At 64.3% G+C, this 13,975-nt stretch carries 14 protein-coding genes; 2 read left to right on the top strand and 12 right to left on the bottom strand.

Annotated elements, in window-relative coordinates; genetic code table 11:
• Nucleotides 1-16: 16 nt before the first annotated feature.
• The 5 genes from LKD76_RS12015 to LKD76_RS11995 form a co-directional block, all read right to left on the bottom strand.
• Complete coding sequence (locus tag LKD76_RS12015) at nt 17-247, bottom strand: hypothetical protein (protein WP_227981128.1); 231 nt, start codon at nt 245-247, stop codon at nt 17-19.
• A complete protein-coding gene (locus tag LKD76_RS12010; RefSeq protein WP_227981127.1) occupies nt 241-666 on the bottom strand; it encodes a hypothetical protein in 426 nt (141 codons plus the stop codon). The genes LKD76_RS12015 and LKD76_RS12010 overlap by 7 nt, the downstream gene beginning before the upstream one ends.
• Before the next feature lie 85 nt (nt 667-751).
• The gene (locus LKD76_RS12005) at nt 752-1,066 is read right to left on the bottom strand and encodes a DUF3263 domain-containing protein (RefSeq protein WP_227981125.1); all 315 of its coding nucleotides are present in this window, start codon (nt 1,064-1,066) and stop codon (nt 752-754) included.
• A 1-nt stretch (nt 1,067) separates the two neighbouring features.
• Nucleotides 1,068-1,694, bottom strand: a complete 627-nt coding sequence (locus tag LKD76_RS12000) for a response regulator transcription factor (protein ID WP_227981120.1) — start codon at nt 1,692-1,694, stop codon at nt 1,068-1,070.
• 341 nt (nt 1,695-2,035) lie between these two features.
• The gene (locus tag LKD76_RS11995; RefSeq protein ID WP_227981119.1) at nt 2,036-2,776 is read right to left on the bottom strand and encodes a DUF8020 domain-containing protein; all 741 of its coding nucleotides are present in this window, start codon (nt 2,774-2,776) and stop codon (nt 2,036-2,038) included.
• A 476-nt stretch (nt 2,777-3,252) separates the two neighbouring features.
• Here LKD76_RS11995 and LKD76_RS11990 point away from each other — a divergent pair, with 476 nt between their 5' ends.
• Complete coding sequence (locus tag LKD76_RS11990) at nt 3,253-4,707, top strand: APC family permease (protein WP_227981117.1); 1,455 nt, start codon at nt 3,253-3,255, stop codon at nt 4,705-4,707.
• 160 nt (nt 4,708-4,867) lie between these two features.
• Here the strand turns inward: LKD76_RS11990 and LKD76_RS11985 are convergent, their stop codons facing one another.
• On the bottom strand, nt 4,868-5,281 hold the full coding sequence (locus LKD76_RS11985; protein WP_227981116.1) for a nuclear transport factor 2 family protein: 414 nt from the start codon (nt 5,279-5,281) through the stop codon (nt 4,868-4,870).
• Nucleotides 5,282-5,329: 48 nt separating this feature from the next.
• On the opposite strand from LKD76_RS11985, the gene LKD76_RS32145 reads away from it, so the two are divergent.
• The gene (locus tag LKD76_RS32145; protein WP_227981114.1) at nt 5,330-6,700 is read left to right on the top strand and encodes a PucR family transcriptional regulator; all 1,371 of its coding nucleotides are present in this window, start codon (nt 5,330-5,332) and stop codon (nt 6,698-6,700) included.
• Nucleotides 6,701-6,709: 9 nt separating this feature from the next.
• On the opposite strand, the gene LKD76_RS11975 is transcribed toward LKD76_RS32145, so the two are convergent.
• From LKD76_RS11975 to LKD76_RS11950, 6 genes are all read right to left on the bottom strand, one after another.
• Entirely contained in the window at nt 6,710-7,621 is a 912-nt protein-coding gene (locus LKD76_RS11975; RefSeq protein WP_308188522.1) for an NAD(P)-binding domain-containing protein, read from the bottom strand.
• Nucleotides 7,618-8,661, bottom strand: coding sequence for an alpha/beta hydrolase (locus LKD76_RS11970; RefSeq protein ID WP_227981113.1), 1,044 nt, complete (start codon nt 8,659-8,661; stop codon nt 7,618-7,620). Before LKD76_RS11970 ends, LKD76_RS11975 begins: the two co-directional genes overlap by 4 nt.
• On the bottom strand, nt 8,658-10,211 hold the full coding sequence (locus LKD76_RS11965) for a flavin-containing monooxygenase (RefSeq protein WP_227981111.1): 1,554 nt from the start codon (nt 10,209-10,211) through the stop codon (nt 8,658-8,660). Before LKD76_RS11965 ends, LKD76_RS11970 begins: the two co-directional genes overlap by 4 nt.
• 144 nt (nt 10,212-10,355) lie before the next feature.
• On the bottom strand, nt 10,356-11,843 hold the full coding sequence (locus LKD76_RS11960; RefSeq protein WP_227981101.1) for an aminobutyraldehyde dehydrogenase: 1,488 nt from the start codon (nt 11,841-11,843) through the stop codon (nt 10,356-10,358).
• Between the two features lie 12 nt (nt 11,844-11,855).
• Complete coding sequence (locus LKD76_RS11955) at nt 11,856-12,284, bottom strand: hypothetical protein (RefSeq protein ID WP_227981100.1); 429 nt, start codon at nt 12,282-12,284, stop codon at nt 11,856-11,858.
• Nucleotides 12,281-13,918, bottom strand: a complete 1,638-nt coding sequence (locus LKD76_RS11950; protein WP_227981098.1) for a GMC family oxidoreductase — start codon at nt 13,916-13,918, stop codon at nt 12,281-12,283. Before LKD76_RS11950 ends, LKD76_RS11955 begins: the two co-directional genes overlap by 4 nt.
• Nucleotides 13,919-13,975 lie beyond the last annotated feature (57 nt).

Below are 13,975 nucleotides of genomic sequence, written 5' to 3'. Positions count from 1 at the left end.
CAGGCTCGCGCCCGGATCACGGGCCGAGAAACAGCCGTTCATTCGGCAGCCGCCGCTCTGGAAGTTGTTCCTCAACCGTTCGGAACATGAATTCGATTGCGCACCAGCGCTTTCGCTGCCAGTCGCGAAGGAGTTGCTCCGCGGCTGCGACAGTGGCTCGATAGTCGAAAGCGATGCCACCCAGCCAGATCCGCAGGTGCACATCACCTGCACGCGCAAACCACTCTCCCCCGATGCCGTTCAGCACCGGACCGATCTCGCCGAAACAGGGCTTTCGATGAACCATGCCGAGGCGAGAGCATCACGAAGTGCGCGCTTGAGCCATCGCACTTCCTGATCGTCGCCAGGGCGAAGTCGCAGGCCCTCACGCACCATCTCCACGAAACGCCGGCGCCCGACACCGAACGAGACCAGCAGATCACCCGAGTCGGCGCCCCCGAACGGCGCCCAGCGGATGGCGAACTCGATAACCGGACCCACTTCCGTATCGACCGACCGCAGCGAACGAAGAAAGTCCAGTTGGCTCAGCGCCGAGCGCACCCACGACGAGTCGTAGGTCACGACCGTCGAGCCCACCTGTTCAACTCGCGACGACCGGTTCGACGGCACACGCACGGCATACGACGCTTGGGAACCACGCGGTCGTCGTTTCAGTGAATAGTCCATGATCATCCTCGAGAGCGATAACGCCGGTTTCGATAACCCCGGCAATCATTTCGTGCGCACGCATGTTCAGCGACAGCAGATCTACCTACTCGCATACCTGTTCCCGTACGTGCGGGCGACGTTCACGCGTGCTCCGACTGCTGGAATCCAGCCGGCTCGCGCACTGTTTCCGTAGTTGGGCAACCGTCGCGTTGGTGAGGGTCCGGGCCGCCGGCGAATTGAGCAGGTGCAGCAGCCGCTGGTGAAACACCCGGGAGGACAACCCGAACCGTACGAAGGCCTCCTCGTCGTTGCCGCCATAGGGTGCCCATTCGGTGGCGAACTCCAATAGTGCGCGCTCCCAATGGTTTACAGGTCGATGCTCGACCGCACCGTCCAGCGCCGGCACAGTTTTCGACATCTCAGACACGTGCGATTCCGAACTCTTGTGCATGCCGGGCAGCCTGCGTCCTGTTCCGAACGCCGAGCTTTCGATAGAGCGCGCTCGTGTACTGCTTGACGGTCCATCGTGAAAGATTCATCATCTGGGCCATTTCCGAGTTCGTCAGGCCCAGCGCGAGATGCTGCAAGACATCGCGTTCACGTTTCGACAGTCGGACTGCAACGGACTCCTTGCGTGTCGCATGACGTTCATTGGCGACGCGCCTGACTTCTTCGAGCAGCAGCGCGGAGGGTAGCCATTTCGGCACCACCGGCACCACCCCATGTGCCAGCGCCGCGCTCGTCGCAACGTCCGCGTCTGCGGACAGAAGTACCAGCCGGACGCCACGAATACGGTGCACGATCTCATTGCACAGCTCGAAACCCGTGGGCAGAGGAAGCGACATGCTGATCACGACGAGCTGGGGGTGATGTTGGAGTGCGAGCTGCCAAGCGATTTCCGCCGAGGTCGCGCTGTAGCAATTCGCCACCCACGGTTCCCGCGCCAGCAGCGCGTGCAATCCCGCCTGTATCAGCTCGTGCTCTTCCACGACGAGGACATCCTGTTGTCTTCGGCTCCCCGCCAGAACGGCAGACGTTGCCGCCATGCTCAGCCCTCCTGTCTGTCGATCCGATGAAGCCATCGCCATGGTCCGCCGACTGACGCCGGCACGACCGATGATTTCTGTGGCCTGGCTCTCAACCTGCTCTGGATCAGTGGGCCGATCAACGTGAATTCAGCGCAAGATTCGCCCTGTGGCGGTGCATAATGCACCGCGCCGGGCTGCGCACAGCGGACCAGCGCGGGCATGAGGCGTCGTTACATCCTCATGCCCGCGCTGGTGCTCGCTAGCCGCCTTCCGGACTCTGCGGCCATCAAAGTCGTTGATTTACAGAATTATTCGGTGGCGTGAAGAACACACTCCGCGTCCCACGGCCAGGAGATCGCTCAGATGTCCCCGGCTGCATGCAGGGTGTTGTACATCTGAACAGCGCTCGCAATGCCGACAGGGATCCCGAGCACCGCGGCGCCGGTCACCCCGCCGAGCCCGGCTCCGACGCTGGCACCCATGACGCAGCCCAACGCGGCGGCCGGCGCCGCGATCGGCCCGGTGGGAATCGCGACGAAACCACCGGTGAGCGCCCCGGCGACACAGCCGACGCCCATTCCGATCACTCCGCCGGCCAGCGTTCCGACGCCGGTCGCGAGGCCGAATTGCGTCGCGGCGACACCGAGAGCACCAGTGAAATCGGCGCTCGCGTCGACGTTGTGCGCCTGTTGCGACGGTTCGTCAACCGGAGCGTCGACAGCCTGCGTCGTCTGCGAACTCGCCATGGAGCTTGTGGTGATGTCGGCCCGCGGGGCTCGCACGGCCGCAGTATCCGTCGAGGGCGCGGTGTCTTCCGGCTGCGCCGCGTCGGGCGCGGTGATCGGCGTGCCCGCGACCAGAGATCCCTGGTGGTCGAGGACTTGGAAGTCACCGCCGCGGGTGGTCAGCGATCCGACGGGCGTATCGACGACCACGGAGTGATCAGCGGCGCTCCCTCGATAGTGGATTCCGGGGGCGATATCGACCTCGATGGGAGGCGTCGGTGTCGGCGCTCCCGGCGCGGCGTGTGCGCTGCCGCAGGCGAGAACGACCATGGCGGTGCCGGCAACGACAGATGTCGCGATTCGTGCATTCTTCATGCTTTTCACTTCCCGAGTGCTGATTCAGTGATTCGTGTAAGCGCCGAGCCATCTTGTGGGTGACCCACGACCCAGTCATGACAATGGCGGATGATCGCCGGAACGCATATCCCCCGAATGGGCACTGTGAAGATCTCGGGACAATCGAACTCCATCCGGGTGCGATGTCGTTGCGATGGCGGCATTCACGATTTTTGCCCAGAAGCATTTTCCGAACAGCAGCGAGATGCACAATGCAGCAGCTGCCCAACTAATTGATGTCCGTTAAACGTAGATAGTCCCGATTTGCACCGCAGCGATCCAGATGACGGTGCACAGTGCACCGCCAAATCCGAAACTGTGGGTAACTATGCCGTACCTCGCCGACTTCTTCCTCATCAGAATGAGACCCGCATCACAGCCGGTGGGCGGTGGCGGTTCGGCTTCACTTCCTTCACGGTTCACACGTTCGACACCACGAAAGTATCGAGGCTTCCATGACCGTATTCGACGAAACACCTATGAGTGTTTCTGACACAAAAGAAGATCCCAAGCTGCGCGGCAGCCTCAACACGTTCAAATTGCTCTTCGCAGTGTTGGCGTTCAACGGCCCGATCGTCGCGGTCGTTTCTTTTCTCCCCTTGGTGGTCGCCTTCGGAAATGGCGTCGGAGCACCGTCGTCGTTCATCGCGTGCGGTGTGCTGGTCGCCCTTTTCGCATCGGGCTTCATGAAAATGTCCAAGCATATCGACAACCCCGGCGGGTTCTACTCGTTCGTGACCAAGGGACTCGGCCGAGAACTCGGCCTCGGAGCGGCGTTTCTTGCCACCGTCAGCTACGGGTTCCTCTACGTGGCCGGGTACTCACTATTGGGAAACTACTTGCAATCTCTGGTCCGCGACACCTTCCACGGGCCGAATATCCCATGGCAGGTGCTGGCGGTGCTCGTGCTGGTCGTGGTGAGCGTTTTCGGCTACTTCAATGTCGAATTCTCGGCGCGGACACTGACAGTGTGCATGGTGCTGGAAGGGCTGATGATCGTCGCCTATGACGCGGCGGTGATCGGTCGCGGCGGCGCAAACGGTCTTTCGGCGCACTCCTTCACAGCACACAACATCTTTTCCGGAAACGTCGGACTGGGCCTGCTGTTCGCCATGCTGTGCCTATCCGGGTTCGAAGTCACCGTCATCTTCCGGGACGAGGTGAAAGACCCTGACCGCACCATTTCACGAGCGACGTATTGGTTCATCGCTCTCATCGGAATCGGCTACGCCCTCTCGATGTGGGCCTTCGTCCAAGCCGTCGGCGAAGCCGACGCCGTCGCCCAGTCCCAGCTCGACCCGACCGGTACCTCGCTCGGCACATTCCGCGCCTTCACCGGCGCGGTCTCGACGGATCTGGTTACCGTCCTGGTCTGCACCGGGACCTTCGCGTCGATGCTGGGCCTACACAACGTGCTGTCCCGGTACGTGTTCAACCTGGGAGTCGACGGAGTCTTTTCCCGCCGCCTCGGCGTGGTGCATCACAGGCACGGGTCACCTCATCTCGGATCATTCGTTGTCAGCACCGTCGCAGCCGTGGCGACTCTGATCATGATCCTCGTCGACACCAACCCGAAAACGGTCTACGCGCCACTGTCGGGCGGGTCCGGATACGGCTTCATCCTCTCCCTGTCGATCACGACGGTCGCCATCATCGTCTTCATGAATCGCCAGCGGCCCGCGAACACCACCATGTGGCATCGGATCGTCGCGCCGAGCCTTGCTCTCGTCGGTCTCGGCGGCGTTCTGGTCATGGCGACCAAGAACATCGGGGTACTCGTCGGTGACAGCGCCGGCGTGGTCACCGTCATGCTGACCCTGCTCTACGGCGCCCTGGCGGCCGGCATCGTGTGGGCCCGCCTGCTCAAACGGACGCGGCCGCAAGCGTACGCAAAGATCGGACGCCAGTAGCGGCCGCAGTCGAACTGTCCGCAGACCGCCTGGTCTGACACTGAACACGAATAGGGGCCCCTGGCCGGCTACTCTGCCGGTACAGGGGCCCTTATTCGTCACCGATCGACGCGACTGGGAGCGGGCTGCGAAGCCGTGGCCAGCCCCGGAGGGAAGCCGCTCAGCCGACCGCCTCGCAACCGCTGATCTTCTGCTCGAGGGCTGCCTCGTCCATGAAATAGACATCGCGAACGATTTTCAACGTCCCAGGATCGAACGTCGAGTAGCCGGTGCCGATCCAGGTAACCTTCGGGCCGGAACCGAAGGCCGTCCCGGTGATCTCGAAAAGTACGCCGATGGTGTCGCCATCCAGGAAAGACGCGGCCACCCGCGGGGTCCAGTCCGGAAATGTCGCGAACATTTCCTCGAACCCGGGGACCAGGGCCGATTTGTCGCCCACTGTGGCGCCCGCGCCGTTGATGACAACACACTCGTCGTCGAAGTAATCGAGCACCTTTTCGAGATCGTGCGCCGCGACGGCAGCACAAATTTCATTCAGCTTCTGGTTGTAGACAGCGAGCTTGGAAGCGGACATGACGTCTCCTTCGAAGGGGATATAGGGACACCTTGCTTGCTGGATGGCGTGGCGACCTACACCAATGACCACCGTGCTGAGCAGCCGCGCGATGCACTTTGCACCTGTGACGCCCACCACGTTTCCGCATACGCTGATCGTCCGGAGAAGGTTTGGGAGGCAACGGTGGACGCCGAAGAACAGCAGCCTTCGCAGCGGGTACGCGAGCTGTTTCGCACCGCTGCGACCAAGATGCAGGATCACGTGGCCGAGATCGCCGACGAGATGTGGGCCGCGGGCCAGCGGAATCTGGGCGAGCGCGCCTTGGCCGAAAACCCGTACCTCGCCGAGATCGATCGACTCTTCGTCCGATCCACACTGGCCCATTGGCTTATCGCCAACATCGACGATCCCGGCTGCCGGGTAGCGCCGAAGATGATCCCGGACACCAGGCATTATGCGCGAGACCTCGCTCTGCGCGGGCTGGATGTCAACGACGTCGAGGCGTGGCGGGCCGCGCAGCGCGTTGGATGGTCGGCGTGGCTCGGGTTCTGCTTCGACGCCACAGACGACAAGGAGGAACTTCGCCAGCTGGTCGAGATATCCGTCAACTCCCTGGGAACCTACATCGATGATTCGATGGCAACCGTCGTGGCCTACATCGACGAGGTGCGGACCGAACTCGCTCAGGGGCCCGAGACCGAACGGATGGCGACCGTTCAACTGCTGCTGAGAGGGGCTCCGATCACACGCCCTCGGGCCGAAGCTCAGCTCGGTTACGCGCTCACCGGCCACCACGTGGCCGCAATCCTCTGGGCCGACACCCATGATCAACTCGTCGGCATCGAGGAGGCCGCAGAGCGCGTGATGCGGGCGACCGGCGCCGCGCGGCGCCTGACACTTGTCGCGGGAACAGCAACGCTTTGGACCTGGATGCCGGTCAGGTCCGCCCCCTCACCAGGTGATCTCGACCAGATCGTCTCCGACCTCCCGAACGTTCGGATCGCGGTAGGACGGCCGGAGCGCGACGTACACGGCTTTCGCCGCAGCCACCTCGACGCCGCCGCAGCCCAAGCACTGCTCACGCGCCTGCGGTCCGGCTGTCGTGCGGTCCGCTTCGAGGACGTGCAACTCATCACCCTGCTGACGAACGATCTCGCGGAGGCGCGGCAGTTCGTCGCCGATACGCTCGGCGAACTCGCAACCGCCGAGCAGGTGCTGCGCGACACCGCTCGGGTTTTCATCGCCGAGCAGTTCAACACCTCCAAGACCGCGGACCGGTTGTTCGCACATCGCAACACGATCGACCGCCGCCTCGCACGGGTGGACGAGCTACTGCCACGCCCATTGGCTCACAACCCTGCCGCGGTCGATACAGCACTGGCACTGGTCGAACTGCAAAGAGGCGAGTCGCGGCAGCCCGACTCGCCTCCCTGCTGAAGTTGATGCTTAAAGCAGTACCTGCGCGGAGTACCCGAGGTGGCCCATACCGGCGCGCTGCGCTGCTTCGAGTTTGCGCTTCGACGCCGTCGTGACCGTCGAGTCGACACCGGCGCTGTCCAACTCTCCCACCACCTTGCCGGCGACATCGGCGAAGACACGAATCGGAGCTTGGTCCGTCTCGTGGCAACCGGACCCGATCGCCGACGCCATCGCCTCGGTGGCGTGCCGCAACAGGTCGAGGCAATACCCGGTGGTGTCGTGAATCTCCTCGAGCGTCCGGCCGCGTCGCAGAAGGTAGGCCGTCGACTCGACGAACCCGGCCAGCGCGATCCCGAAGAAGTTGCTGCTGCCCAGATACAACTCCTTCGCGGCCGCGATGTCGTCGGACAGGTGCCGTGTCCGTCCGCCCAGCATCCTCAGAGTGGGCTCATGCTCCACCCAGATCGCCCTGGATCCGGAGAAGACCAGCATCGCGCCCGGATCGCCGATCTGCTCCGGATAGCAGAAGGTCGCTCCATCGAGGAGACGGGCGCCGCGCTCATCGAGCCGGCCGACCAAACCCTCGATGTCCTCGCGGGTCCCATCGCTGAGATTGACGACCGTCAGACCGGCGAGACTCGGCGCCGCATCGAGCGTGGTCAGAGCCGCATCGGTATCCGACATACAGACGACCACCAGGCCGGCCCCTTCGACTGCCTCTCGGACAGTCGCTGCCGGCACGACACCATCGGTGACGAGTACCTCGGCTCCTTTCGGCGTGCGGTTCCAGGCCGTCACCGTCAGTCCGCTGGATGCGAACCGGCGTGCCAGTGCCGAGCCCATCAACCCGCAGCCGAGCACGGCCACGTCGTACTTCGATGCGCGAGTCATCGCGGTTACCTCTCGACGTTGCAGGCGGTGACCATCGTGCGCTGTCACGTCATGGCCCGCACTATGGATGCCGCGATCCGCAAGAGCGCATCTCGGCTGGTCGCGCTGAGCGCGGTAAGCCCGAGGTAACCGTGAACGAGTCCCGGCTCCCTGATCAGCTCGACTGGAACGCCGCTGTCGGCCAGCTTCGCGGCGTAGGCGATGCCGTCGTCGCGCAGCGGATCGAACCCTGCGACAGTCACGACAGCAGGGGCCAGACCGGTCACGTCCTCGGCGAGCAGTGGCGATGCCTGCGGATCGGCACGGTCGAGCGCCCGCGGCGCGTACAGGTCGAGAAACCACTCGATCTGCTTGGCAGTCAAGGCGGGTGAGTCGGCGAACTCTCGTCGCGAGGGCCGCATGCCCGCGAGGTCGGTGGCCGGGTACATCAGGACCTGCAGCGCGGGCTCCTGCGCGGAACCACGCAACGTGCGAGCGAGAACCGCAGCGATGTTTCCGCCCGAACTGTCGCCGGCGACGACGATACGGTCGGCCGGCACGCCCCACGAGGGGCACTGCTTCACCGCGTAGTCCCAGGCGACCAGCGCGTCCTGGTGGGGCGCGGGAAAGGCATGTTCGGGCGCCAAGCGGTATTCGACCGACAGGATGTCCATACCCGTGTGGTGGGCGAGCAACCGCAGGGGGCCGTCGTAGGCGGCCGTACTGCCGAGGACGAATCCGCCTCCGTGGAAGAACACGACGAGCCCGGTGGAGGCGGTGCCGGCGCGGTACCGGGTTGCGGTAAGGCCTCCGGGCAGGTCTAGTTCCTCGACCAGTCGCATCGGCAGCGGGCGTTCGCCGTAGATCCGAACATCCTTCAGTTCGGCTTCCCGCGCTTCCCGTGGGCTGAGGTCGCTGAAGTCAGGGGCCTTGGCGATCGCCGACATCAGCATCGCGACCTCGGGAGACATCTGCTCACCGTCGGCATTCACCGGTATGGTGACCAGCCGCTTCAGCAACGACGCTGGAAGCCGGCCCATCCCGATTCCGAGCTGTCGCTGTACCCACTCCCCGATCGAGATGCGGCTCTGCGCAGGCGCGGCGCTCATCGCACGCGCGCCTTGCTCGCGGAATCGGCGGCGGTCGCCGCTCGTTCCAAGCCGGAATGATCAGCGCGAGAGCCGAACAACAGATGGTCGTCGACGACCGCCGTCTTGAGCAGCCTCTTGTCGGCCTGATACGACGTGAGCATCCGCCACGGCAAGGCGGTGCCCTGCTTGGGCAGGGAATCCGCGGCCCGCGTCACATAGCCCGCATTGAGGTCGAGCAGCGGCTCGGTCGCCATCCCCGGTTCGGCCACCGGCACGACCTGGTCGTAGCCGTGTGCCTCCATGTATCGGATCAGCTCGATGACATACTGCGCGGTCAGACCGACCTTGAGTGTCCACGACGAATACTTGGTGTAGCCGAATGCGAAGGACCAGTTCGGCAGTCCGGACAGCAGCATTCCGCGGTAGGTGACGCTGTCGCCGATATCGAATGTCTGTCCGTCGACCGTCTGCGGGATTCCGCCGAACATACGAAGGTTCAGCCCGGTGGCGGTGACGATTACATCCGCGGGAATCTCCTCGCCCGAAGTCAGCCGGATACCGCTCTGGGTGAAGCGTTCGATCGTGCCCGTCATCACCGAGGCTTTACCCTCGGTGATCGCTTGGAAGAAGTCGCCGTCGGGGGTCATGCACAGCCGTTGCTCCCACGGCTGGTACGGCGGATTGAAGTGAGTATCGACGGCGTAGCCCTCGGGCAGCGCTTTCCGGGTGAGGTCGCGCATCAGCTTGCGCCCCGAGTTCGGGAACTTGAGCATATAACCGACGAAGAAGAAATCCCGCCACACATTCTTGAATCGAGTGAGGGCATATCCCCGCTCCGGACCGAGGATTCGGTAGAGGAACTGCGACACCTTGTCGATACGTGGAAGCGTCATGACGTAGGTGGGGGTGCGCTGCAACATCGTGACGTGCTTTGCCGCACCGGGTCCCGCGGTCATCGCCGGAACCATCGTGATCGCGGTTGCGCCACTACCGATCACGACCACCCTCTTGCCCGTGTAGTCGTAGTTCTCCGGCCAGAACTGCGGATGCAGGATGTCACCGGCGAAGTCCTCGCGCCCGTCGAAATGCGGCGTGTACCCATCGTCGTATCGGTAGTAGCCGGTGGCGCCGTAGACCCAATTGGTCTTGATCGCAACGGTTTTCTTCCTCTGGCCCGGGACGGCGACCTCGACCCGGAGCGTCCATGCCCCCTCGGTGCTGGACCAGTCGGCCGAAACCACGCGGTGGTGATAGCGGATCAGGTCGGCGATGCCGTGCTCGGCGGCAGTTTCCTCGAGGTACTCGCGGATCAGATGCCCGTCCGCGATGGCGTGCTCGTGGTTCCAGGGCTTGAACTGGTAACCGTAGGTGTGCAGTTCGGAGTCCGACCGCACGCCCGGATAGCGAAAGAGATCCCACGTACCGCCGATTCGACCACGCCCCTCGAGGACGACGATCTTCTTACCGGGAAAGGCGTCCCGCAAGTAGCACGCCGACCCCACCCCGGAGACCCCGGCTCCGATGATGACGATGTCGACGGACTCGGGAGGGGCACTGGTGCCTGCCATGATGAAACTCCTCATTCGATCAGCGCGGACCGGTCTTCGGCCCAGGTCGTCATGCTCTGTCAGCGGATATGACCGACACCACACAGATCCGTCGTGTCCTGCCACCGGATCCGGTGCAAAGTGCACCGTCTGCCCGCTTCGTACTCAGGCGTCGAGGGGCGCCCCGAGCGGAAGCATCACGTGTTTGGTGCGGCTGTAGTCGTCGAGGGCATACGTGGAGTTGTCGCGGCCGTAGCCCGACTTCCCGAAACCCGCCCACGGCATCTCGCTGACGAAGTTCAGGTGCGTACCGACCCACACCGAACCGAAGTTCAGGTCCTCGGTGAAACGCAGTGCCCGGGCCTGGTCCCTGGTCCACACCGATGCCGCGAGCCCGTATTCGACATCGTTGGCTTTGGCCAGTGCCTCCGCGTCGGTGGTGAAGGTTTCCACTGAGATCACCGGACCGAACACTTCCTCGCGCGCCATCTCCGAACCGGAGACGACGTCGGCGAGGATCGTCGCCGGGTAGAAGAACCCGGGCCCGTCTGGAATCTCACCGCCGAGAACGACTCGGGCGCCGTCTTTTCGGGCCCGGTCGACCATGCCCGCGACGCGGTCGCGCTGGGCTGCGCTGATCAACGGGCCCAGCTCGAATTCCTCGCCCGAGGCGGCATCGCCGCTACGAAGCTGCCCCGCAGCGGTGACGAGCGCCTCCAGAAGCCGGTCCCGTACATCTTCGTGGCAGATCACCCGCGTCGCCGCGCCACAGTCCTGCCCGGCGTTGCCATATCCCACGGTCACCAGGGTCTGCACGAGTTCGTCGAAGTCGGCATCGGGAAATACCACGACCGGTGCCTTACCGCCGAGCTCGAGGTGGACCCGTTTGATCGTCGTCGCCGCGCCTTCCGCGACCAGCCGCCCCGAGGCCACGCTGCCGGTCAACGCCATCATGTCGATGCCTTCGTGGCGGCTCATCGCCTCACCCACCGTTGCGCCTTCGCCCACAACGACATTGAGAACCCCATCGGGCAGGATGCCCCGCGAAAGGTCGGCGAGGATCAACGTGCTCAGTGGCGTCAACTCGGACGGCTTGAGCACCACGGTGTTTCCCGCCGCCAGCGCCGGCGCTATTTTCCAGGCCGCCATCAGAAGCGGAAAGTTCCACGGCGTGATGGCACCGACGACGCCGACGGGTTCACGCCGAATATAGGAGAGCCGTCCCTCGGCATACTGGCCGGGCGCCGGCGTCTGAGCTGTTCGCGCCGCGCCGGCCATGAAGCGGAAACAATCGGAGATGAAGGGAATCTCGTAGGCCGCGTAGGCATACGACTTGCCGACGTTGAGCGCCTCGAGGGCCGCCAAGTCGGCACTGTCGTCGATCGCGTCCGCGAACCGGAATAACAACTCGGCGCGACCGGCGGGTGTCAGCCGCGCCCAACCCGGCAAGGCCGCGCGCGCCGCCGCAACCGCGGCATCGACATCGGCTGCGGTACCGTTCGACGCGACCCCCAGTCGCTTTTCGTTGCCGGGGTTGATCACTTCGATCGTCGCGCTTCCCGTACTCGGAACGAAGCGGCCGCCGATGTAGTGGGCCGGGGCGAGGTCATCGATGCGGCGCTGCGCATGCGCCAGTATCTCTTCGGGGCTCATGTCGTGTGTCCTTCAGTCGGAGGTGGGGGTCGGGATGTAGGTCGGGCCCAAGGCGAGCACCGGTGCGAGCAGTTCGTCGTCGAGCAGCTGGTCCGGTGTGGCCTGCGCCGAGGGTGTCCTGACCTGGCCCGGATAGCCGACCGCCCGCCGCGCCTCGGGGGCCATGTAGTACGTGCAGCTGAGGAAGTAGAAGGCGGCCTCGCACAGGTCCGCGGGCCACTCGGCGACGACCTCCGGTGAAAGCTCCTCGACCTCGGCGGCCAGTTCGGCGACCCGAATGAAGGCGCCGGAAAATTCCGGGTCGACTTGCAGTGCGCGGCTCACGAGTGCGTCATAGCCGGGCAGTGCTGTCAGCCGCGGTGACCGTGCGGTCCCCGGAAACCACAGATCCGCGATGCGCGCCGCACCGATACGGGTCTCGTCGTCGGGAAAATCGATCACAGTGGAGTCCTTTGGTCGGCAGCGGTCTCGATCAAGTGCTCGGCGGCTCGCAGCGCGAAGGCGGTGATGGTCGGAGTGGGATTCACCGAGGAGGACGTGACGAAGACGCTGCCGTCGAATATGTAGAGGTTCGGAACATCGTGGGACCGCCCGTAGCCGTCGACTACCGACGCCGCCGGGTCGTTGCCGCAACGGGCGGTGCCGAGCAGATGCCAACCGGTCTCGCCCATGAAATCCACCCGCTTGGTGGAGATGGCGCCCGCGGCCCGGTGGACCTCCTCGATCCGGCTGAGGTGCCAGTCCAGAGCACGCTTGCTCTCCTCCGACATCGTGTACCGGATCTTCGGCGCCGGGATTCCGTCGCTGTCGACGAGATCGGGATCCAACGTCACCCGGTTGTCGAAGTCGGGCAGGTCCTCGATCGATGCCGAGATCTCGAAAGACCGGCCATAGAGGCGCTCGACCAGTTCGTGCCCGGCTCGGCCACTGCGCTCGGCGAGCGGCAACTCGGCGAACCGCTGGAGCAGGCTCACCGGCCCCTGAAGGACGACCGCCGTCCACTTGGCGCCGCGGTGGAAGCCGCGGCCGATGTCGGTCTCCGCGAAATGCATCGACCAGATCGGATGACTTTCCGGTCCTAGCCAGGGCTCGACATCCTGCTCGTACTCACCGAGAACAGTCGCCACCGGGTGCATCATCAGATTGCGTCCGACGTAGCCGGAGGAATTCGCGAGCCCGTCCGGGAACAGCGCAGACGTGGACAGTTGCAACAGACGAGGTGTGCCGATTCCGTTGGCGCACACGATCACAACCGGCGCGCGGGTGTGCTGCTCCACGCCGGCACGGTCGATCCAGATGGCGCCGGTCGCCAGCCCCTGCGCGGAGACCGTGATCTCCCGAACCCGGGCACCCACCACCAGGTTGACACCGGCAGCCAAGGCACCCGGCCACATGGCTACGTCGAAGGAGGCCTTCGCCCCTTCCGGGCAACCGCTCCCACACGTCCCCCAGCGTGCGCACGCTCCCCGTGAACCGACGCCCTGCGACAGGATCGCGGAGGTACCGGGCCACCATCCAATGCCCAACTTGTTCATGCCCTGGGCGGCGATTCGGCCGATGCGTCCGATCGGAAGCGGCGGTTGGGTGGGCACATAACCCGGCGGATAGGCGATATTGCCGCCGAGCCCCGAGACACCGATCATCTCGTCGACAGCGTCGTAGTAGGGCTGCAACTCTTCGTAGGTGAGTGGCCAGTCCTCGGCAATTCCGTCCAGAGTGCGTACCCGGAAGTCGGACGGGATCATTCGGGGCCATTCGGCCCAGAACAGGACGCTGCTTCCGCCGACTCCGTTGAACATGAACGGATGCACATCGGAGGCCGAGTCGTTGACGGGATAGTCGCTCGGCCACCGACGGTGGTTAGGGTTCGGATTCCAGCGGCCGGCGACCAGAATTTCCCGCTCGAGTTTTTCGCTGGGATAGTCGGCGACATCGGGCCAGTCGCCCTGTTCCAGCACGGTAACTCGATAACCGCTCTCGGCCAGTAGCCGGGCCGCGGTGACTCCGGACGGACCGGCGCCGATGATCAGCGCATCGACATCGTCGCTGCAGGCGGCTGCGCCGGTTCTACTCATGCACGCACTCCTCGTAGGCTCGGTGAATTAAGTCGGACGCTTGTGTTTAAATACGGA

The organism is Nocardia spumae (assembly GCF_020733635.1).
In the GTDB taxonomy this organism is placed as follows: Bacteria; Actinomycetota; Actinomycetes; order Mycobacteriales; family Mycobacteriaceae; genus Nocardia; species Nocardia spumae.
This window is presented reverse-complemented; position numbering and strand designations above follow the sequence as displayed.

Bases quoted from the DNA above. Each gene is read 5' to 3' on its own strand.
- LKD76_RS11970 (WP_227981113.1), bottom strand. From the start codon at position 8,661: ATGAGCGCCGCGCCTGCGCAGAGCCGCATCTCGATCGGGGAGTGGGTA.
- LKD76_RS11950 (WP_227981098.1), bottom strand. From the start codon at position 13,918: ATGAGTAGAACCGGCGCAGCCGCCTGCAGCGACGATGTCGATGCGCTG.
- LKD76_RS11990 (WP_227981117.1), top strand. From the start codon at position 3,253: ATGACCGTATTCGACGAAACACCTATGAGTGTTTCTGACACAAAAGAA.
- LKD76_RS11995 (WP_227981119.1), bottom strand. From the start codon at position 2,776: ATGAAGAATGCACGAATCGCGACATCTGTCGTTGCCGGCACCGCCATG.
- LKD76_RS12000 (WP_227981120.1), bottom strand. From the start codon at position 1,694: ATGGCGGCAACGTCTGCCGTTCTGGCGGGGAGCCGAAGACAACAGGAT.
- LKD76_RS11965 (WP_227981111.1), bottom strand. From the start codon at position 10,211: ATGGCAGGCACCAGTGCCCCTCCCGAGTCCGTCGACATCGTCATCATC.
- LKD76_RS11985 (WP_227981116.1), bottom strand. From the start codon at position 5,281: ATGTCCGCTTCCAAGCTCGCTGTCTACAACCAGAAGCTGAATGAAATT.
- LKD76_RS12005 (WP_227981125.1), bottom strand. From the start codon at position 1,066: ATGTCGAAAACTGTGCCGGCGCTGGACGGTGCGGTCGAGCATCGACCT.
- LKD76_RS12010 (WP_227981127.1), bottom strand. From the start codon at position 666: ATGGACTATTCACTGAAACGACGACCGCGTGGTTCCCAAGCGTCGTAT.
- LKD76_RS11960 (WP_227981101.1), bottom strand. From the start codon at position 11,843: ATGAGCCCCGAAGAGATACTGGCGCATGCGCAGCGCCGCATCGATGAC.